Source organism: Lysinibacillus sp. FSL P2-0066, from assembly GCF_037969495.1.
Taxonomy (GTDB): domain Bacteria; phylum Bacillota; class Bacilli; order Bacillales_A; family Planococcaceae; genus Lysinibacillus; species Lysinibacillus boronitolerans.
Genome location: NZ_CP150202.1, coordinates 4,451,325 through 4,470,528, shown reverse-complemented (window position 1 = coordinate 4,470,528; position 19,204 = coordinate 4,451,325). Strand labels below are relative to the sequence as shown.

Below are 19,204 nucleotides of genomic sequence, written 5' to 3'. Positions count from 1 at the left end.
CGGCTATGATTAAAACACGAATTGTCTATCTATGCATGGCAATTTTACTCCTTCTCTTTGTCGTGATATATGCTGTACTCCCGAATATAGGCATTGAAACGAAAAATTCTGAGTTTTCCTATGAGAAAATAGTATTTAATAGCAATAAAGTAACCACTGTAGATATCGAGATCGCCGAGGAAGATTGGGCGGATATGCTGGCAAAATGCTTCTGCTGAAGAATTAAAACAAGCAGATATTACTGTAAACGGCAAGAAAATTGAGAATGTTGCTATTCGTACAAAGGGCAATCTATCATTACGATCGGTTGTTAATAGTGATTCAGATCGCTATAGCTTAAAAATCGATTTTGATTATTATGATGATACACAAAGCTTATATGGCTTAAAAAAATTAAATTTAAATAATAATTATAGTGACTCTACATTAATGAGAGAGTATATCTCCTATGAACTGATGGAGCAAATGGGTTTACCAACACCAGCACACTCCTATATGTATGTCACAGTGAATGGTGAGGAGCGGGGCTTGTTTTTAGGGGTAGAAGCTGTAGATGAGACATTCCTGGCTAATAATTACGGCTCTAATGATGGCTTTTTATTTAAGCCAGATGGGACAGGCAGTGATTTAAAATATATTAGCGACGATATTGAAGACTATACAGGTATCGGATTAAAAACAAATGAAGGTAATATTGATCAATCCAAGTTGGTTGAAATGCTAGATGCCATTAATAATGGTGGAGACATAGAAAAATATATTGATGTTGATGAAATGTTACGTTATTTTGCCGTCAATACAGCACTTGTGAATTTAGACAGTTATCAAGGGAATATGAAACATAACTATTATTTATATGAACAGAACGGTGTGTTTTCTATTATTCCTTGGGATTACAACATGTCCTTTGGTGGCTTTGGGGCTGGAGGCGGTAGAATAGCAGGAGGAAACGGCGAAAATCTAGCTGACGCTTCTACTAATATGGAAAAACCATTGGCACAAAAAAATGGACAATCCGATCAAGCTGTTGATGGGGGTATGAAAAAAGAAGGTGCCGGCTTCAACATGGGCATGTCGGGCAACCTATTAGATGATAGTGCTATTAATTTTAGTGTGATTACGCCTGTTTCTGGCACAACTTTAGAGGAGCGGCCACTCCTGAATGTATTGCTTTCGAATGAGGAATATCGTGCCAAATATGAAGGTTATTTAGAAGAGCTAGCAACAACTTATTTAACAGAAGATTATGTGCAATCTATTACTAAAAAGTTAGCTGTGCTATTAACAACTTATGTTGAGGCAGATCCAACCAAATTCTCCACTACGGAGCAGTTTTTAGAAGCAGTTGAAGGCGAAAATAGCTTGCCTGCATTTGCTAAACAGCGCTCAGAATCTATATTAAAGCAACTGTCTGGAGAGCTTGTAGTGGAAGCATCTACGTTTTCTCAGGGCAATACGGGTACGCAAATGCCAAATAAAGATGGTGAAATGAATTCGATGCCAGACAATTTTGATCCAAGTCAGCTGCCAGAGGACTTTGACCCAGCAAAGAGCCCGCCTTTAGATGGCGAGGGTCCGAGAGCAGGACAAAATGGAGAACAAATGCAACCTCCTAATGGAAATGGAGCTCCAATGGGAATGCCTGGTGTAAATAGTAAAGCTGCGAATCAGGAGCCTGTTATTGATAAAAATACAGTGTTTACGGCCATTACATGTCTAGTGCTACTCCTTATCGCTCTTCTCTTTGTTGTCAAATTTAAACGTAGAGGTCGTTAGAAAATAACCATATCCAATAGCTTTGGGTATGGTTTTTGCTTTTTATCGTGTTAAAATAAAGCATTCTTTTTCTGAGGAGTCTTTTCATATGAATGAACAGCAATTTGATAAACATTTGCATATAAGCACAGTGGGAGAGCAATATGGTTTTCCTAAGCTTGCGCATTATCATCGTTACGAGCCAACGCCCTACAGCGGGTTGGAGCAATTATTCGCTTCGTATCAGATGCCTGACAATCCAGTATTTATTGATATGGGATGCGGGAAAGGGCGAGTTCCTATTTATGTGCACCATAAGTTCCATATACCAACCATTGGGATAGAGATGGATGCAGGATTTTATACTGAGGCTGAAGAAAACAAACGTAGTTATCTTCAAAAAATGAGAGCGCATGCCCCTATTAAGTTTATTCATACAATAGCCGAGGCATATGAAATAAAGTCACGTGATAATGTGTTTTTCTTTTTTAATCCTTTTTCCATCCATATTTTTCGCACAGTCATTCATAATATTTGGAAATCCTATGAGCAGCGAATGCGAGACATTCATATAATTTTATATTATCCGCCTTACGATTATTTACAATTTCTACATCGTGGTACACCATTTGAATTGCTTCATGAAGTGCAAATAGAAAATGAAACAAATCTTAATGAGCGCCTTTGTGTGTTTGAATTAAAAAAAGCTTAGAGTATAGGGAAACCCACTCTAAGCTTTTTACTATTTAAAGTACAGATACAAGTAGTTACTTGTAGTTTTATGATTATTTTCAGGGAAATAATTTTAATAGTTGGGAGTTCTTTAAAGTAATTAGACTTTATTGTGAAAAAATAATTTCATCTGATAGTTTTGTACTAGTGTATAGTTTGAATTAAAAGATAATTCATAAATAACTAATTATACTGAAAAATCACTCTAGACTAAATATAAAGAATGTTTTACAATGAAAAAGGCTTATATGAATAATATTTTTGTTTTGTTTTTAGATAGTTATAAATAATTATTTTGGCTATTGAGTAAATGAATTTAATTGTTTATAATTATCAGAAATATCTAATATTTGAGAAATTTTCAGGGGGAATTTAATTATGAGAGAGAGCAAAAAGCTTAAGAAGTTCGGTTCACTTTTAGTAGCATCTTCATTACTTGCTGGTGTTCTTGCTGGTTGCGGTAACGGAGACGATTCAAGTTCTGGCGGAGGCTCATCATCAGGCGGAGGTTCATCTGATGGCGATACAATTAAAATCGGTGCCAACTTAGAGCTTTCAGGGAATGTAGCATCTTATGGTTCCTCTATTGGGCTAGGTGCAGAACTGGCTGTAAAAGAAATTAATGACGCCGGCGGTATTGATGGTAAGAAAATTGAATTGATTAAAGTAGATAATAAATCAGAGAACTCTGAAGCAACTTCAGCTGCTATTAAACTAGCAACGCAGGATAAAGTAGTAGCAATGCTAGCACCTGCAACTTCAGGTAATACAGTAGCAACTGTTCAAATTGCAAATGATAATAAAATTCCTATTGTTACTGGATCTGGTACAGCACCGAATATCACAGTAAACGAGGATGGCAGTGTTAATGAATATGCTTTCCGTACATGCTTTATTGACCCATTCCAAGGAATTGTAGCAGCTAACTTTGCTTCAGGTGAGCTAGATGCGAAAAATGTAGCTATTTTCGCAGATAATGCATCAGACTATGCAAAAGGTTTAGCAAAATCCTTTAAAGAAACGATTACGAAGAGTGGCGGAAAAGTTGTAAAAGAAGAAGCTTATGTAGCGAAGGATACAGACTTCCGTACACAATTAACAAATATTAAAGCGGCAAATCCAGACTTTATCTTTATCCCTGGATATTATGAAGAAGTTGGTTTGATTGTTAAACAAGCACGTGAAATGGGCATTGATGTACCTCTAATGGGGGCTGACGGTTGGGACTCTCCAACTTTAATCGAACTAGCTGGCGCGGATGCATTGAATAACACATACATCACAAACCACTATTCTGCTGAAGACCCAGATCAAAAAATTCAAGATTTTGTAAAGGCATTTAAAGCTGCAAATGGTGACAAAGCGCCTGACGCATTCAACGCACTTGGTTATGACACAATTTACTACATTGCAGATGCGATTAAACGTGCAGGCTCTACAGATGGGGAAGCAATTAAAAATGAATTAGCTGCAACAAAAGATCTTTCTTTAGTAACAGGTACTTTCTCAGTTGACGAAAATCATAACCCAATTAAAACAGCAACAGTTCTTGAATTTAAAGACGGTAAACAAGTGTTCAACTCTAAAGTTAATCCTTAATGTTTTGTAAGCAAGGGGGAGGCGGGTAAACACGCCTTCCTTTTTTGTGTGCTAGATAACTAGAATCATAGAGCAAAACATAACTTTTAGTATAGATCTATGTATTTATTTTTCAATTTTCAGAAAATTTAAAGGAGTGAATGCGCATGGAATGGATACAGCAACTTGTGAATGGTATTTCACTTGGAAGTATCTACGCGTTAATAGCGTTAGGGTATACGATGGTATACGGTATTATCAAGCTGATTAACTTTGCTCATGGTGATGTCTTCATGATTGGGTCATTTATTGGCTTTTACGCTATTGCTAAATGGGAGCTTGGCTTCTTCCCAGCATTATTATTGGCGATGTTAGTTTGTGCAATCTTTGGTGTATTAATTGAACGTATTGCCTATAAACGTTTACGAAATGCTACACGTATCGCAGCTTTAATTACAGCGATTGGTGTATCGCTATTAATTGAATATACAACGATTTTCTTCAGAGGTGCTCAACCAGCAGCATATCCTGAGGTTTTCAAAAATAAATCACTAGATATTTTTGGCGTTCAAATCAGCAGTACTTCCATCTTAATTTTATCAGTCGCAGTTGTACTGATGATTCTTTTACAATTCATCGTACATAAAACAAAGATCGGTAAAGCGATGCGTGCAGTTTCCCACGATGCAGATGCAGCTCGCTTAATGGGTATTAACGTTGACAATACAATTTCTGCAACGTTTGCGATTGGTTCAGCTTTAGCTGGTGCAGCAGGTGTTATCTTCGGTGTTTATTATACAAAAATTGACCCGCTAATGGGTGTTATTCCTGGGGTTAAAGCATTTATCGCAGCCGTTCTTGGTGGTATTGGTATCATCCCTGGCGCTATGGTTGGTGGTATGTTACTAGGTGTTGTAGAGTCCTTAGTAAGTGCACTTGGCTTCTCGTTATGGCGTGATGCAGCGGCATTCGTTATTTTAATTTTAATCTTAATCTTCAGACCATCGGGTATCTTTGGTAAAAACGCCCGTGAGAAAGTGTAGGTGAGCGGTTTTATGAAAAAGTCTAAAGTTTTCTGGGGCTATGCCGTAATAGCGCTAGTCATCTATGCAGTTGTACAATTGTTGATTACAACAGAAGTAATTGATTTGTACTATAAAAATATGTTGATCACAATGTGTATTAATATTATGCTGGCTGTCAGCTTGCATATTGTTATTGGTGTTACTGGACAATTCTCGATTGGACATGCTGGGTTCCTTGCAGTTGGAGCATATGTATCCGCTATTATTACAACAAAGTTAATGTTACCATTCCCATTGGCCATCCTATTAGGGGCTGTAGCAGCAGCAGTTGCTGGTTTAATCGTAGGGATTCCAACGCTTCGGTTAAAAGGGGATTACTTAGCAATTGCTACACTAGGATTTGCAGAGATCATTCGTATTATCTTTTTAAATACGGATTATGTTGGTGGCGCAGCAGGGATGCAGGTTAAATATTTATCGAACTGGACATACGCATTCTTTGGCGTAGTGTTAACGATTCTAGTTATCTCAAACTTTACAAATTCTCGTCATGGGCGTGCTTGTATTTCCATTCGAGAAGATGAAATAGCAGCAGATGCGATGGGTATTAACACGACTTACTATAAAGTTGTTGCATTTGCGATTGGGTCTTTCTTCGCAGGTCTAGCAGGAGCCATTTTTGCACATAACTTTTACATTATTCAACCGACAACATTCGGTTTCTTAAAATCATTTGATATTTTAATTTACGTTGTACTTGGTGGTTTGGGAAGTCTTTCTGGTTCAGTGATTGCTGCGATTTTCTTAACAGTCGTGTCTACTTATCTAGCAAACTTCCCAGAAACACGTATGATTATTTACAGTTTAGTATTAATTATCGTGATGCTCTATCGTCCAACAGGCTTAATGGGAACGAAAGAGATAACACAATTATTTAAGTTTGGTAAAAAGGGAGGTACTAAATAATGACTGGAAACCTTCTTATCAATGTTGAAAATATGGGTATTCAATTCGGTGGTTTAAAGGCAGTTCAGGGCGTTAATATGTACCTTAACCAAGGCGAATTGGTAGGACTTATTGGGCCAAACGGTGCTGGGAAAACAACTAGCTTTAATATGTTAACAGGGGTATATACACCAACGGAAGGTACAATTACTTTTAATGGTATGAAATTGAATGGACTTGCTCCCTATCAGGTTACCCAGAAGGGGATCAGCCGTACGTTCCAAAATATTCGCTTATTTAAAGAGCTGTCTGTACTAGACAATGTTAAGGTAGCCAACCATTCTCTTGCTAAGCATTCTATGTGGTCTTCTATTTTTCGTTTGCCTACTCATTTCAAAGGTGAGGCTGAAATGGAGCAACAGTCAATTGAGTTCTTAAAAATCTTTGGCTTAGATGTTTATAAAGATGAGCTAGCAAAGAATTTGCCCTACGGGATGCAGCGTCGTTTAGAGATTGCTCGTGCGTTAGCGGCAAATCCCAAACTACTTTTATTGGATGAACCAGCAGCAGGGATGAACCCACAAGAAACTCATGATTTAATGGAGTTAATTGCATTTATTCGTAAAGAGTTCGGCTTAACAATATTGCTGATTGAGCATGATATGAGCTTAGTTATGGGTATTTGTGAACGTATTTACGTACTTGATCATGGACAATTAATCGCTGATGGGACACCAGAAGAAATTCGCAACAATCCAAAGGTAATAGAAGCGTACCTTGGTGAGGAGGTTATCGGCTAATGCTAAAAGTACAAAATATCGATGTTTATTATGGCAACATCCAAGCATTAAAGGGCCTCTCTTTAGAAGTAAACGAGGGTGAGATTGTAACGTTAATCGGTGCAAACGGTGCTGGAAAGAGCACGCTCTTAAAGACATTATCAGGTTTATTGAAGCCAAAAGGTGGCATTATTGAATATGAAGGCTTTTCGATAGCTGGGAAAGCGGCACAGACTATTGTTAAATCAGGGATTTCTCACGTTCCAGAAGGACGCCGTGTTTTTGCCAATATGTCAGTTGAGGAAAACTTAGAGCTTGGTGCATATCTGCGAAATGACAAAGCAGGTATTAAAAAAGATATGGATCATGTTTTCGAGTTATTTCCACGATTATTAGAGCGCCGAAAACAGCAGTCAGGTACATTGTCTGGTGGGGAACAGCAGATGCTGGCGATGGGACGCGCCTTAATGGCAAAACCAAAACTATTATTAATGGATGAACCTTCAATGGGTCTTGCACCGTTGATGGTAAAAAATATCTTTAATATTATTGAGCAGGTTAATAAAGAAGGAACAACCGTCTTACTTGTAGAGCAAAATGCTAATATGGCATTATCTGTCGCTAACCGTGCATATGTACTTGAAACAGGGCGTATTGTTTTATCTGGTTCAGCAAAAGAGCTACAAGAGAGCGAGCAAGTAAAGGCAGCTTATTTAGGCGGATTATAAAAATGGTAGGACATCTCATGTTGAGATGTCCTTTTTGGCTTGTATGTTGAAAGAATCAGAGGTAGCATTTCCACTTTACTTTTTGGTAAGGTTGAAAAAAGGAGTGATGCTTTTTGAAGTATTCAGCACAATATTTTATTGAACATTTAAAGTTAGCCGAACATCCTGAAGGGGGCTATTACATTTCATCGTTTCGTGCATCGGACGATATAGCAGTGAGAGATGTACAGAGACCGATTTATACTAGTATATATTTCCTCCTGCGCTCACAGGATATTTCACATTTACATCGTTTACAATCGGACGAGCTATGGTATTATCACGCAGGAAGCCCACTAACAGTGCATATGATTTTCCCAGATGGGACATATGAAGCGAAGAAGCTTGGCTTGAATGTAGAAGCAGGGGAGGTCCCTCAAATCGCAGTACCAAAGCATACAATTTTCGGCTCGTCGGTGGAGGAATCTGATTCGTTTAGTTTAGTAGGATGTATGGTGGCGCCAGGCTTTGACTTTGAGGATTTTGAATTGTTCACACAGGAAGAGCTTTTAGCAGATTATCCTCAGCACGAGGAAGTTATTCGTAAAATGGCCTACAAAACAATAGAATAGAAAAAACAGCCGTCTCAATTATGTTGAGACGGCATGGTTTGTTCACCAGAATATTTCTTCAGGATAATTTAGTTGAATTTGAATATCATGTAATGCTTGTTTTGTTGCTATAGCTGCTTCCATCAGGTGGGATTTTAAAGCTACATATTCATGGTCCTCTACCATTAATCTCACAGCAAATGCCGCTAAATGAGCCTGACGTTCCTCTTTACTTAATTCGATATATTCTAGATTTAGAACATCCACGTACTGGGTTGCAAAACGGAAAGTTAAGGGATTTTTAGCATGTAACATTCTTAAAAACACAGCATAATCTTCTTCACTTACCTCTTGCTCTAGACATTCAGCAATAGCCGCTTGAAATTTGCGTATAATAGCTATTTCATGATTCCACATAGAAGCATTGTTTAACTTTTGGTGCAGGTCAATAAAATCATTTAATGCGATGGCACTAAAGATAATTTCTGGCCAAAGAATTTCTGTTGAAAAATAGACATTCTTACTTGGAAAGATGAGCTCATGTTGTGTTAGAACACTCTTATTAAGTCCATTACTAACAAACTCTAGGTGATGTTCACCGAGCATAGCATGTCTTAGTTTATAGCAAACGCTTAAAATACGTAGTCGAGGACCCTGATAATCATAGTATTTATTTTCGTCACCAGTTACTTTATAAATAGCATTAATTAGTTCATCTAAATCCCAATAATCCGCGCTAATTCTTACCCCTGTTAGTTGTTCTGTGCTTTGAATGGATATCATAGTCCTCGCCCCTCCCCTTAAATGTGTTTATTTTGGTGTGTAATTGAGTAGTTTGAATAGTTCTGTTCGTTCCTTCTCTGTTAAATCACGCCATTGCCCTACCTTTAAATTACCAAGCTTAATATTCATAATTCGAATACGTTGAAGACGCTTAACGGAATATCCTAGTGCAGTACACATTCGACGAATTTGGCGGTTTAAGCCTTGCTCTAAAATGATTTTAAATACTTTATCTGAAATCTTTTCCACACGACATGGTAAAGTTGTTGTATCTAAAATATCGACCCCAGCCCCCATTTTTTGGATGAATTGCGCAGTTATAGGCTTATCAACTTGAACAATGTATTCTTTTTCATGATGATTTTCAGCACGTAGAATTTTATTGACGATATCACCATCATTCGTTAACAACAATAGCCCCTCTGATTCCTTATCAAGACGCCCGATATGAAAAATACGCAAAGGATGATTGACAAAATCAACGACATTGCCTTTTATATGACGTTCTGTTGTACTTGTAATCCCAACAGGTTTATTCAGAGCAATGTAAACAAGCTGTTGTTCTTTCTTTACCTCTTTTCCATCCACGCAAACAATGTCTCCTGTTTCAACCTGACTACCAACTGTAGCCAGTTCCCCGTTAATCGTTACCTTCCCTTCTGCTATCCATTTATCAGCCCCACGACGAGATATGATGCCTGTTTCACTTAAATATTTATTAATACGCATATTGTTCTCCTATATTTTATATTATTTTTAAGTATACCTTAACGTCACACATACAGTGAATGCTAGAAGCTTTTCTAGCAAAAATAAATTAGTTGGAAAAATTTTTGAAAAAGTTGAAATTATTTTATGTTTCTGACAATATATTAGGTGAGAGGGTTTCTATGAAAATATTGTTATTCCGATATAAAATAACGTTTTTTGTAGATAGTTCTCATTAAATTGTGTAAAGGGGAGAAGTAAAATGGTTTATGCATTTCCAAACACTGAAGGATCGGTAGTTCAATTCAAAGAGAGATACGATAATTATATCGGTGGCGAATGGACACCCCCAGTGAAGGGTCAGTATTTTGATAACGTTACTCCTGTTACTGGACAAGTTTTTACACAAGTAGCACGTTCCACAGCTGAGGATATTGAACATGCATTAGATGCGGCGCATGCTGCTAAGGATGCATGGGGCAAGACATCACCAGCAGAACGCGCAAACATTTTACTTAAAATTGCGGACCGTATTGAGCAAAATTTAGAAAAGCTAGCCGTTGCTGAAACATGGGATAACGGTAAAGCGGTACGCGAAACATTAAATGCAGACATCCCTCTTGCAATTGATCATTTTCGTTATTTTGCTGGGGTATTACGTGCTCAAGAGGGCTCAGTAAGCCAAATTGATAACGATACAGTTGCTTATCATTTCCACGAGCCAATTGGCGTAGTTGGCCAAATTATACCTTGGAACTTCCCATTATTAATGGCTGTATGGAAGCTTGCGCCGGCACTTGCAGCTGGAAACTGTGTCGTATTAAAACCTGCAGAACAAACACCAGCATCTATTATGGTGCTTTTAGAATTAATAGAAGACTTACTACCACCAGGTGTCATTAATGTTGTGAATGGATTTGGCTTAGAAGCAGGGAAACCGCTTGCATCAAATCCACGCATAGGTAAGATTGCCTTTACAGGTGAGACAACAACAGGGCGTTTAATTATGCAATACGCTTCTCAAAACCTTATTCCAGTAACATTAGAACTGGGTGGTAAGTCGCCAAACATCTTCTTTGAAGATATTATGGATAAAGATGATGCCTTTTTAGATAAAGCTGTTGAGGGCTTTGTGCTATTCGCTCTAAATCAAGGGGAAGTATGTACTTGTCCTTCACGTGCACTGATCCAAGAATCTATTTACGATAAATTTATGGAGCGCGTATTACAGCGAGTAGAAGCCATTAAAGTTGGCAACCCACTTGATCCAAACACAATGATGGGTGCACAGGCATCTAGTGAGCAAATGGAAAAAATTCTTTCTTATTTAGATATTGGTAAGCAAGAAGGTGCAGAATGTCTAATTGGAGGAGACAAAAATAATGTGGGTGAAGGCTTCGAAAATGGCTACTACATTAAACCAACTGTTTTCAAAGGGCATAATAAAATGCGTATATTCCAAGAAGAAATTTTCGGACCAGTTGTTGCTGTCACAACATTTAAAACGAAAGAGGAAGCATTAGAAATTGCTAATGATACATTATATGGTTTAGGATCAGGTGTTTGGACGAGAGATATTAATACGGCATATCGCTTCGGTCGTGAAATTCAAGCTGGTCGTGTTTGGACAAACTGTTACCACGCATATCCTGCACATGCTGCATTCGGTGGCTACAAAATGTCGGGTGTTGGTCGTGAAAATCATAAAATGATGTTAGCGCATTACCAACAAACGAAGAACTTATTAGTTAGCTATAGCGAAAACAAACTTGGTTTCTTCTAATTCGTAGGGAGGTGCATGAGCGTGGTTGAACGTGTATTAGCTACGGAAGAAGCGCTAGCACTAATCGATCTATTAAAAGAGAAACATGGGCCCGTTATGTTTCATCAATCAGGCGGATGCTGTGATGGCTCCTCACCGATGTGTTATCCAGAAGGGGATTTGTTAATAGGAGATCAGGATGTGTGCCTTGGTGAAGTGGGTGATGCTCCTTTCTATATGCACAAAAATCAATATGATTACTGGAAACATACACAAATTATATTGGATGTGGTGGATGGCAGAGGCGGCATGTTTTCACTCGAGGGCGTAGAAGGCAAACGTTTTCTAACAAGGTCAAGAGCCTTCACATCTGAAGAACTGCAAGAGCTAGGGTTAATTTAACAAGTGATTTGTACAGCGGCAAAGTTTTTCTGCCGCTGTTTTTTATCTGGAAACAGAAAAGTTATTGTATGGAAAGTAAGGCTTTAGTGATGAATATTTATTTTGAGTGTTCAAGTGTTTCGATATTAATTTTTATGGAAAAGAGTATGTAAAGCGATATTATTGGATGAATTTCTTAGGTAAAGGAATAGATTTAATCGATCCTTTAAAGTCATGGTAAATAATAGTTTCTTTGTGGTTTTTGCTAACATCGGCCATACCTCCTTTGTAGGTTGTTAATATTTTCTATTAAATCAAATAAAGTAAGTAACATACATTAAATTATGTTTACTTTTTATGTTAATTGTTACAAAGAGGGTGAATCTTTCTCACATTATGTTACGTAAAACGGGTAAAGGAGTGGGATTTAATATGGATTATGTGATGATTGAAAATGAATTTGCAAATATAGTAGAGGATGTTTCTAAGGCTGCAGGCTGGACGGTGGACCGTAAAATTGTATTAGCTATTGCTAGTACATTTGTAGCGTCAGGAAAAACTTTTGATGCAACGAAGTATAAAAATGTTTTACAAGAGATGAAGAAGCAATCTACATGGATGTCTCCTTTACGAACAACAGTTGGATATAGTATTGCTGCCAACCTCATGGAGCAAGATGATGCTGAAAATGCAGTAAAGAATTTACTTACAAATGTGAGCATCTTGAAGGAGGTTAAATTTAGAAGTGGTAATTTTAGCTATATCGGGGCGCAGTTTTTGACGGAGGATGAACAGGATAAAAAGGCGCATGCACAGGCGGCTAGGGCCTTATTCGATGCTATACGTAAACATCACCCATTTTTAACCTCATATGAGGACATTCCTTATGCCATATTATTAAGTAGTCCATCTGATGATGTTGAAATGCGTGCAGCTACCATGAATCGATACTATAAAGAGCTACGAACATATAATTTTAATGCTGGTAATGAGCTCCAATGGCTTTCGCAGGTATTAACATTTTTTTCACCCCAATTTGATGGTCAGCTAGTATCAGATGTTGTGACCCTTCGTGATGTGCTCAAAAAGCAGAGCGTTAAAGTCAAGGCTATGCATTATCCTTTACTTGGCTTTTTAGCAATACTTAATCTGAATAAAACACAACTTCAAGGATTGATTGATTTATACCATGAATTAAAAGACATGAAGTTATTAAAATGGCATCGTGAATTTGTGCTCTTTATGGCTGTACAAATCGCTATTTATGATATGGCAAAGGTGCAAAAGTCTTTGTCCATGACCATTATGTCTTCTATTGAGCTATTAATTCAAGCGCAGCAAGCAGCAATGATTGCAGCGGTTAGTGCAGCTACCATTGCGTCTAGTTCAAGTTCTTCGTGATAGAATAAAGAAGAACATGATTATTTGGAGGTGCATTTGAAGGATGAAGGAAACAAAACTGTGGATTAATGGCCAGTGGCATGATGCAGAGGAAAGCTATGAGCTAGCTTCTCCATATAACGGTGAGGTTATTGCTCATGTAGCTAAAGCATCTATTCAAGATGTAGAGAAAGCTATCGAAGGTGCACAGCAGGCATTCCAATCGTTTAAAAAGACAACAGCCTACGAACGTGCCGAAATATTATATAAAGTTGTTGATAAGATGCGCCAACGAAAAGAAGAACTTGCAGAGATTTTAGCCTTAGAGGCTGGAAAACCTATAGTTGCAGGTTTAGCTGAAATTGACCGTACAATCGCCACCTATCAATTTGCAGCAGAGGGAGCTAAACAGTCAAAAGGTGAGACTGTGCCAATGGATGCAGCCCCTGGAGCAGGGGATCGAATAGGCTGGACAAAAAGAGAACCTTTAGGTGTGGTATCAGCCATTACGCCATTTAATTTTCCATTCAATTTAGTGGCTCACAAGTTAGGTCCAGCATTTGCAGTAGGCAATACAGTTGTATTAAAGCCAGCAACACAAACGCCACTAAGTGCTATCGTTATGGCTGAAATTTTCCGTGAGGCAGGATTACCAGATGGGGCATTGCAAATTGTGACAGGCAGTGGAGGCGAGCTTAGTGATACACTTGTCACACATCCATACGTCAAAAAAGTAACGTTTACAGGTAGTGGTAAAGTTGGTTTGAAAATTAAAGAAAAAATAGGTTTACGTAAAGTTACTTTAGAGCTAGGTTCTAATGCAGCGGTAATTGTCGAACCCTCTACGCCAATAAATAAAATTATCAATCGTTGTGTAAGCGGGGCTTTTAACTTTGCTGGACAAGTATGCATTTCATTACAACGTATTTATGTGCATTCTTCCATTATTGATGAATTTACTAAAGCCTTTGTTGCAGAAACAGAAAAGCTTATAGTAGGAGATCCATTAGATAAAACTACGGATGTCAGTGCCATGATTAATCCAAACGAAGTGGAACGCATCAAGGAATGGATTGAGGAGGCACAGGAACAGGGGGCTAAAATTGCAACTGGAGGCGTATTTACTGAACGTACTTTAACACCAACAGTTATGACGAATGTGACAGCTGATATGAAAATTGTCTGTCAGGAAACATTCGCACCAATCGTCTCAATTGTTTCATATGAAACATTAGACGACGCAATTCGACTTGTAAACGAGTCGGACCTTGGTCTAAATGCAGGTATTTACACGAATATACTGTCAGATGCTTTATATGCAGCAGATGAATTACAGGCTGGTGCTGTCATTATTAATGACATTCCGACATTCCGAGTAGATAACATGCCATATGGTGGAGTAAAGATGAGTGGTTACGGACGTGAAGGAATTAAGTGGGCTCTAGAGGAAATGACTGACATGAAATTTATTTCGATGAAAAAATCGTTCTAAATTTGCATCAGCTCTTTTTCTGCGATACGATGACGAAAGAACAACATGAGAAGGGAAGTTGCAAGAATTATGCCAAACAACGCTGTACCAATGAGCCAATCACGTACGGTTCAATCGCGTCTCGTATTACCCCCAGACACAAATAATCACAATTCTATTTTCGGTGGAAGAGTGTTAGCTTATATTGATGAAATCGCTGCTATTACAGCAATGAAACATGCAAAAGGCCTTGTAGTGACAGCTTCTATTGACTCGGTTGATTTTTTATCCGCTGCACATGTAGGAGATATTCTTGAAATCGAGAGTATTGTTTCGTCTACAGGACGTTCTTCGATGGAGGTTTATGTTCGCGTTGTTTCGCGCAATATTGAGACTGGCGAGGAAAAATTAACGACAGAATCATTTGTCACGATGGTTGCAGTAAATGAGGAAGGGAAACCAGTACCAGTTCCTGCGATTTACCCTGAAACAGATGAAGAAAAGCGTTTATTTGAAACTGGGCCAGCAAGACGAGAGCACCGTAAACAAAAACGTGCATTGCCGCATTAAGGAAAAAGGGAACTCTAAACGAGTTCCCTTTTTTTACATATTTAACTCATTAACAACATTAATGAGCGAGTCGGAAGACGAAGATACTAGCGTAGCGCCCTGCGATAATTCAGTAATTAAATTGGAAATGGCTGAAATATCTCTTGATGTATTTACATATTGCTGTTGAATACCAGAAACTGCATCAGCAATATCATTAAATGACTTGGATAAACTTTCTTGTGTATTGACGCTATGCTGAATTTTTTGATCAACATTGATAACTGAATTAGCCATAGTCGTAATATTACTTTCCGTTTCCTTAATAAGATGAGAAACATTTTGGACGGCGTTTTTTGTTTCCTCAGCGAGTTTACGAACTTCCTCAGCAACCACCGCAAAACCTTTCCCATGTTCTCCTGCTCGTGCTGCCTCAATAGAAGCATTTAATGCTAATAAATTGGTTTGATCTGCAATGCCTGTAACTAGCCCAACGATTTCAGAAATTTTTTGAGAAGAGGTACGTAGTTGGTTCATCGTTACCTCAAGACCGTTGACACTTTGCAAAATAACTTGGATTAAATCATTTTGTTCTTTCAACTGCTGTTGACCACGTCTTGATTTTTCTTGTGTATCTGCTACGAAGCTCAATCCTTGCTTAGTCGCTACAGCAATATCATCTGTTTGTGAGGAGATCACTAATAATGATGCGGCTGTTTCTTCACTAATGGCATTAAGCTCCTCAGCAGTACTTTGGATCGTCGTGACAAGGGAATTTTTTGTTGCATCTGCTGCTGAGCGAATACGCTCTTCCTCTTTTTCATAGGCCTCAATCACCAGCTGTTGCTCAAAATTAATGATTTTACAAAAAGCGTTTATAGCACGAATAGCATCTGTTTTAGAAATATCCACTTCGTTCACAAAGTTTGCAAAAGTAGTAGTGAGTGATTGGAATGAGGCAATATACCACTTTGACTGCAAGCCAATTCGAACGTGAGCCTCAGCAATGGCTTTTCGTTCAGCAATGTAGGCATCATTAATATGACTTTCAAAAATGTCGCTTAAATGTTTATGTAACGTGATTTTCAAACGATCAATATGTGATGTTCTATTAATAATATCAAGTAAATCTTGGCTCAAACTAATGGCTGCATAAAATTTCTCCACCATTTCAGGAATTAAGTCTTTAGCTAAGGGCTGTAGTTGCTTAATAATAGCTAAATCCTCAAGTGTTAAATTTAAAAGTTGTAATTGTTTTTGAAGATTGGGGTGGTTCAATACATCTAGTTGTACACTGCTCTTAAAATTTTCTGGTGTTAATGTAATTGAGTAGCTAGAACTACTATTTTTTGAAAACCAACTCATTATTATTTGCTCCATTCTTAATATCCATTGTAAATTGTAAGTAAATAAGCACTTTTGAAATTTGTTAGGTTTGTAAATTTAATAAATAAATGGGCTTAAATCTATTTTACTATTATTTGCTGAATATTTGGTTAAAAAATTGGTTATTTCTTTATTTTTTTACTTTATTGTTAGTCCAAATGGTGAAGCGATGTAAATTTGAATTTAAAATAGGAAACCTGTAAAATACGAACTGTTTAGCAATATAAAAATCGTACGAAAAAAAGAATGGGAGGAGGGATAGTATGGAGAAAAAACGCTTTAAATTTGTTATTCCTGTCATGGTGATTGTTGCAATTGGTTCTGTTTATATGCTACGAAACTATTATGCTGAGGTACCAGATGTTGAGCAATTATTAATTACAATATGTGCAGCTTTAGGATCAGGGGTATTAGCCTATTTTTTATTTCCACAGCAGGGCGATAATAAAATTGATGATAGAGGACCGTATTAATAAATTAAAAAAACTGCTCGTTTCACAACAAAACGAGCAGTCTTTTTTTATGGTTTAAATAGTTTAAACCATCCCTTATGTTTAAAGATGGCCAGCATAAAGATAACGATAATTATCATAATTCCAAGTACAATAAAATAGCTATATTGTCCATGAAGCTCCGGCATATTATCGAAATTCATTCCATATACACCAGCAATGAAGGTAAGTGGGATAAAGATTGTTGAGACAATTGTTAGAGTCATCATAATGCCATTCATGCGACTCGAACTCATAGCCATATAACTATCTCGCATATCCGCGGTAAGCTCTCGATTGGATTCAACCATCTCTGTTAGCTTAAGTAGATGGTCGTAGATATCTCCAAAATAAGCTCTTTCTGATTTCTTTAATGAGAAACGGTAAGAATTAAGAACGCGATATAAAAGATCACGCATTGGTAAAATAGTACGTCTTAAATCAAGTAAGTCACTACGGAACTCGAAGACAATTTTCATGGCATTTACATTGCTTTGGTATGTAAGTTCACCTTCTAAAGCATTTAGATGATCTTCAATTTTGTAAACGAGTGGAAAATAACTATCAACGATTTTATCAATGGTTTGATACGTTAAGTATACAGTACCGCGCTCCCAATTCTTCGGTTGGTTTTCCAGCATCTTCTGCACCTTATCTATTTCAGGGACAGGATTTTTATGGAAGGTTACGATAAATTTATTGGAGGCAAATATATTAACCTCCTCCGCAGCTAACGTCTCTTCATTCACTCGATGAATGACAAAGAAATGAAAATCATCATAAAAGTCTAGCTTTGGACGCTGTAATCTCATTAAGCAATCTTCAATAGCAAGAGGGTGAAAATGAAAAAATGTATCCAACAATGATTCTTCCTCGGCTGTAGGACAATTAAAATCAACCCAATACCATTCAAATTCTTGCTGATGGATCTCCTCTAATGGAAAATCTTTTAACAGATGTTGTTGTTTTGTAATGCCAATGGTGCTTATCACGGTTTTCACCTCAAATTATTTACTACAAAATAGTTAGTCCTCTTTAAAGCATACCCATCCACCGAACAAAGTAGTGGCAAAAAATCTAGAAGGTTTAGTAAAGCCTGCCCTTTGTAAAAGTGTTACAATTTCCTCTTCACTCATAAAAGAAAGAGAACGAATGGATTTTTCCATCTCTGCTAATTCAGACAAAGAAAGTCTAGTATGCTGTTGCCAATAGGAACGCCATAAATCAAATTGTAGTTCTGTTTCTAAAGAGCCTAGCTGACCATATTTTGAAACAAGGACAAATGGTGCTCCAGGTTTTAAATGTTTTGCTATTTCTTTTATTGTGTCTAGCTTTTCTTTATATTCCTGAATAAAATGCAAGACGAGAACACAGCTTGCTGCATCATACTGTGAGAAGGGCAGCGAAGCATCTAGTATTGTAGCCTGATGGAATGACATATTATTTGGTAGAGCGAGTAAACGCTCTTTAGCTATGCTAAGCATGGATGCAGATGGATCAATGCCAGTGAATGACCAATGTGGCCTTCCTTCTGCCAGCTGTATAATTTCATTGCCGCTCCCTGCTCCCACGATTAACATGTTAGCATTTTCTGGTAGTCTAGAGTGATAAAAAGTTTGTATTAAACGTAGCATGGCATCATAACTAGGCAATGTACGGCGAATACCCTTTTCATATTCATTTGCTAATGTGTTGTTAAATTCCAACTCTCCTCACAGCCTTTCAAAAAAATTTTAAAAAATCCTTTTAAATGTGAAACTATTGTGGGTATAGTTCCGTAAATAGTAGTACATAAAACATAGATAAAGTTCAAAGAAAGGGTTGATATATATGGAGACTAAATGGTCTAAAGTAATCATACACGCAAGTGCATTTTTTGCGCCATGGTTAGTGCCCATTATTTTCTTTTTAATTAGTTCTGATGAGGAAGTAAAGGCAATTTCTATTCAAGCATTGCTATTCCAAATTGTCATGGGTGTTTTAATTGCTATCTCTGTTGTTTTAAGCTTTGTCCTTATTGGCTTACCATTTTTAATCATTTTCGGCATTATGCTATTTGTGGTACCGATTATTGGTATCGTAAAAGCATTGTCGGATGAACCTTGGCGCTATCCAATTGTTGGTCGCTGGGTATAATTTTCATAGACGCAAGTATATGCTA

Annotated in this window: 22 protein-coding genes; 16 read left to right on the top strand and 6 right to left on the bottom strand. The window is 37.5% G+C overall.

Features of this window, described 5'->3' with window-relative positions; genetic code table 11:
- The first annotated feature begins 5 nt into the window (after nucleotides 1-5).
- The 9 genes from MKZ14_RS22290 (at nucleotide 6) to MKZ14_RS22250 (ending at nucleotide 8,153) form a co-directional block, all read left to right on the top strand.
- Nucleotides 6-218 carry a hypothetical protein gene (locus tag MKZ14_RS22290; protein WP_333005961.1) on the top strand — a complete coding sequence of 71 codons (213 nt, stop codon included), beginning with the start codon at nucleotides 6-8 and terminating at the stop codon, nucleotides 216-218.
- The gene (locus MKZ14_RS22285) at nucleotides 163-1,776 is read left to right on the top strand and encodes a CotH kinase family protein (RefSeq protein WP_339281027.1); all 1,614 of its coding nucleotides are present in this window, start codon (nucleotides 163-165) and stop codon (nucleotides 1,774-1,776) included. The genes MKZ14_RS22290 and MKZ14_RS22285 overlap by 56 nt, the downstream gene beginning before the upstream one ends.
- A gap of 88 nt (nucleotides 1,777-1,864) precedes the next feature.
- Complete coding sequence (locus MKZ14_RS22280; protein WP_258859986.1) at nucleotides 1,865-2,467, top strand: class I SAM-dependent methyltransferase; 603 nt, start codon at nucleotides 1,865-1,867, stop codon at nucleotides 2,465-2,467.
- A 398-nt stretch (nucleotides 2,468-2,865) separates the two neighbouring features.
- Nucleotides 2,866-4,086, top strand: a complete 1,221-nt coding sequence (locus tag MKZ14_RS22275; protein ID WP_004233542.1) for an ABC transporter substrate-binding protein — start codon at nucleotides 2,866-2,868, stop codon at nucleotides 4,084-4,086.
- A gap of 146 nt (nucleotides 4,087-4,232) precedes the next feature.
- The gene (locus MKZ14_RS22270; protein ID WP_016992164.1) at nucleotides 4,233-5,108 is read left to right on the top strand and encodes a branched-chain amino acid ABC transporter permease; all 876 of its coding nucleotides are present in this window, start codon (nucleotides 4,233-4,235) and stop codon (nucleotides 5,106-5,108) included.
- A gap of 12 nt (nucleotides 5,109-5,120) precedes the next feature.
- Complete coding sequence (locus tag MKZ14_RS22265) at nucleotides 5,121-6,056, top strand: branched-chain amino acid ABC transporter permease (protein ID WP_016992163.1); 936 nt, start codon at nucleotides 5,121-5,123, stop codon at nucleotides 6,054-6,056.
- Nucleotides 6,056-6,835, top strand: coding sequence for an ABC transporter ATP-binding protein (locus MKZ14_RS22260; RefSeq protein WP_016992162.1), 780 nt, complete (start codon nucleotides 6,056-6,058; stop codon nucleotides 6,833-6,835). Before MKZ14_RS22265 ends, MKZ14_RS22260 begins: the two co-directional genes overlap by 1 nt.
- Complete coding sequence (locus tag MKZ14_RS22255; RefSeq protein ID WP_004233555.1) at nucleotides 6,835-7,542, top strand: ABC transporter ATP-binding protein; 708 nt, start codon at nucleotides 6,835-6,837, stop codon at nucleotides 7,540-7,542. The genes MKZ14_RS22260 and MKZ14_RS22255 overlap by 1 nt, the downstream gene beginning before the upstream one ends.
- Nucleotides 7,543-7,655: 113 nt before the next feature.
- Nucleotides 7,656-8,153, top strand: a complete 498-nt coding sequence (locus MKZ14_RS22250; RefSeq protein ID WP_036077792.1) for a cupin domain-containing protein — start codon at nucleotides 7,656-7,658, stop codon at nucleotides 8,151-8,153.
- Between the two features lie 42 nt (nucleotides 8,154-8,195).
- Here MKZ14_RS22250 and MKZ14_RS22245 read toward each other — a convergent pair whose 3' ends face one another.
- Nucleotides 8,196-8,915 carry a hypothetical protein gene (locus tag MKZ14_RS22245; RefSeq protein WP_258859985.1) on the bottom strand — a complete coding sequence of 240 codons (720 nt, stop codon included), beginning with the start codon at nucleotides 8,913-8,915 and terminating at the stop codon, nucleotides 8,196-8,198.
- A gap of 27 nt (nucleotides 8,916-8,942) precedes the next feature.
- Complete coding sequence (gene rluF, locus MKZ14_RS22240) at nucleotides 8,943-9,644, bottom strand: 23S rRNA pseudouridine(2604) synthase RluF (RefSeq protein ID WP_312124196.1); 702 nt, start codon at nucleotides 9,642-9,644, stop codon at nucleotides 8,943-8,945.
- A gap of 241 nt (nucleotides 9,645-9,885) precedes the next feature.
- On the opposite strand from rluF, the gene adh reads away from it, so the two are divergent.
- On the top strand, nucleotides 9,886-11,406 hold the full coding sequence (gene adh, locus MKZ14_RS22235) for an aldehyde dehydrogenase (protein WP_333005971.1): 1,521 nt from the start codon (nucleotides 9,886-9,888) through the stop codon (nucleotides 11,404-11,406).
- A 21-nt stretch (nucleotides 11,407-11,427) separates the two neighbouring features.
- Complete coding sequence (locus tag MKZ14_RS22230) at nucleotides 11,428-11,787, top strand: DUF779 domain-containing protein (protein WP_016992156.1); 360 nt, start codon at nucleotides 11,428-11,430, stop codon at nucleotides 11,785-11,787.
- 125 nt (nucleotides 11,788-11,912) lie between these two features.
- Here the strand turns inward: MKZ14_RS22230 and MKZ14_RS22225 are convergent, their stop codons facing one another.
- Nucleotides 11,913-12,038, bottom strand: a complete 126-nt coding sequence (locus MKZ14_RS22225) for a hypothetical protein (RefSeq protein ID WP_016992155.1) — start codon at nucleotides 12,036-12,038, stop codon at nucleotides 11,913-11,915.
- 160 nt (nucleotides 12,039-12,198) lie between these two features.
- Here MKZ14_RS22225 and MKZ14_RS22220 point away from each other — a divergent pair, with 160 nt between their 5' ends.
- The 3 genes from MKZ14_RS22220 (at nucleotide 12,199) to MKZ14_RS22210 (ending at nucleotide 15,187) form a co-directional block, all read left to right on the top strand.
- A complete protein-coding gene (locus MKZ14_RS22220; protein ID WP_258859984.1) occupies nucleotides 12,199-13,167 on the top strand; it encodes a DUF4003 domain-containing protein in 969 nt (322 codons plus the stop codon).
- Between the two features lie 43 nt (nucleotides 13,168-13,210).
- Nucleotides 13,211-14,638, top strand: a complete 1,428-nt coding sequence (locus MKZ14_RS22215) for an aldehyde dehydrogenase family protein (protein ID WP_258859983.1) — start codon at nucleotides 13,211-13,213, stop codon at nucleotides 14,636-14,638.
- 69 nt (nucleotides 14,639-14,707) lie between these two features.
- A complete protein-coding gene (locus MKZ14_RS22210) occupies nucleotides 14,708-15,187 on the top strand; it encodes an acyl-CoA thioesterase (protein ID WP_016992152.1) in 480 nt (159 codons plus the stop codon).
- A gap of 33 nt (nucleotides 15,188-15,220) precedes the next feature.
- Here MKZ14_RS22210 and MKZ14_RS22205 read toward each other — a convergent pair whose 3' ends face one another.
- The gene (locus MKZ14_RS22205) at nucleotides 15,221-16,531 is read right to left on the bottom strand and encodes a globin-coupled sensor protein (RefSeq protein WP_309484754.1); all 1,311 of its coding nucleotides are present in this window, start codon (nucleotides 16,529-16,531) and stop codon (nucleotides 15,221-15,223) included.
- Between the two features lie 284 nt (nucleotides 16,532-16,815).
- On the opposite strand from MKZ14_RS22205, the gene MKZ14_RS22200 reads away from it, so the two are divergent.
- Complete coding sequence (locus MKZ14_RS22200; protein ID WP_036077781.1) at nucleotides 16,816-17,025, top strand: hypothetical protein; 210 nt, start codon at nucleotides 16,816-16,818, stop codon at nucleotides 17,023-17,025.
- 47 nt (nucleotides 17,026-17,072) lie between these two features.
- On the opposite strand, the gene corA is transcribed toward MKZ14_RS22200, so the two are convergent.
- Complete coding sequence (corA, locus tag MKZ14_RS22195; RefSeq protein ID WP_016992149.1) at nucleotides 17,073-18,035, bottom strand: magnesium/cobalt transporter CorA; 963 nt, start codon at nucleotides 18,033-18,035, stop codon at nucleotides 17,073-17,075.
- A 33-nt stretch (nucleotides 18,036-18,068) separates the two neighbouring features.
- Nucleotides 18,069-18,749, bottom strand: coding sequence for a class I SAM-dependent methyltransferase (locus MKZ14_RS22190; RefSeq protein ID WP_333005977.1), 681 nt, complete (start codon nucleotides 18,747-18,749; stop codon nucleotides 18,069-18,071).
- Between the two features lie 124 nt (nucleotides 18,750-18,873).
- On the opposite strand from MKZ14_RS22190, the gene MKZ14_RS22185 reads away from it, so the two are divergent.
- Nucleotides 18,874-19,179, top strand: a complete 306-nt coding sequence (locus tag MKZ14_RS22185; protein ID WP_016992147.1) for a DUF4870 domain-containing protein — start codon at nucleotides 18,874-18,876, stop codon at nucleotides 19,177-19,179.
- Nucleotides 19,180-19,204 lie beyond the last annotated feature (25 nt).

Excerpts from the sequence above, each read along its gene's own strand:
- MKZ14_RS22205 (WP_309484754.1), bottom strand. The coding sequence starts at position 16,531 with ATGAGTTGGTTTTCAAAAAATAGTAGTTCTAGCTACTCAATTACATTA.
- MKZ14_RS22280 (WP_258859986.1), top strand. The coding sequence starts at position 1,865 with ATGAATGAACAGCAATTTGATAAACATTTGCATATAAGCACAGTGGGA.
- MKZ14_RS22265 (WP_016992163.1), top strand. The coding sequence starts at position 5,121 with ATGAAAAAGTCTAAAGTTTTCTGGGGCTATGCCGTAATAGCGCTAGTC.
- adh (WP_333005971.1), top strand. The coding sequence starts at position 9,886 with ATGGTTTATGCATTTCCAAACACTGAAGGATCGGTAGTTCAATTCAAA.
- MKZ14_RS22215 (WP_258859983.1), top strand. The coding sequence starts at position 13,211 with ATGAAGGAAACAAAACTGTGGATTAATGGCCAGTGGCATGATGCAGAG.
- MKZ14_RS22210 (WP_016992152.1), top strand. The coding sequence starts at position 14,708 with ATGCCAAACAACGCTGTACCAATGAGCCAATCACGTACGGTTCAATCG.
- MKZ14_RS22245 (WP_258859985.1), bottom strand. The coding sequence starts at position 8,915 with ATGATATCCATTCAAAGCACAGAACAACTAACAGGGGTAAGAATTAGC.
- MKZ14_RS22185 (WP_016992147.1), top strand. The coding sequence starts at position 18,874 with ATGGAGACTAAATGGTCTAAAGTAATCATACACGCAAGTGCATTTTTT.
- MKZ14_RS22270 (WP_016992164.1), top strand. The coding sequence starts at position 4,233 with ATGGAATGGATACAGCAACTTGTGAATGGTATTTCACTTGGAAGTATC.
- MKZ14_RS22290 (WP_333005961.1), top strand. The coding sequence starts at position 6 with ATGATTAAAACACGAATTGTCTATCTATGCATGGCAATTTTACTCCTT.
- MKZ14_RS22225 (WP_016992155.1), bottom strand. The coding sequence starts at position 12,038 with ATGTTAGCAAAAACCACAAAGAAACTATTATTTACCATGACTTTAAAG.
- MKZ14_RS22200 (WP_036077781.1), top strand. The coding sequence starts at position 16,816 with ATGGAGAAAAAACGCTTTAAATTTGTTATTCCTGTCATGGTGATTGTT.
- MKZ14_RS22220 (WP_258859984.1), top strand. The coding sequence starts at position 12,199 with ATGGATTATGTGATGATTGAAAATGAATTTGCAAATATAGTAGAGGAT.
- MKZ14_RS22260 (WP_016992162.1), top strand. The coding sequence starts at position 6,056 with ATGACTGGAAACCTTCTTATCAATGTTGAAAATATGGGTATTCAATTC.
- MKZ14_RS22275 (WP_004233542.1), top strand. The coding sequence starts at position 2,866 with ATGAGAGAGAGCAAAAAGCTTAAGAAGTTCGGTTCACTTTTAGTAGCA.
- MKZ14_RS22255 (WP_004233555.1), top strand. The coding sequence starts at position 6,835 with ATGCTAAAAGTACAAAATATCGATGTTTATTATGGCAACATCCAAGCA.
- rluF (WP_312124196.1), bottom strand. The coding sequence starts at position 9,644 with ATGCGTATTAATAAATATTTAAGTGAAACAGGCATCATATCTCGTCGT.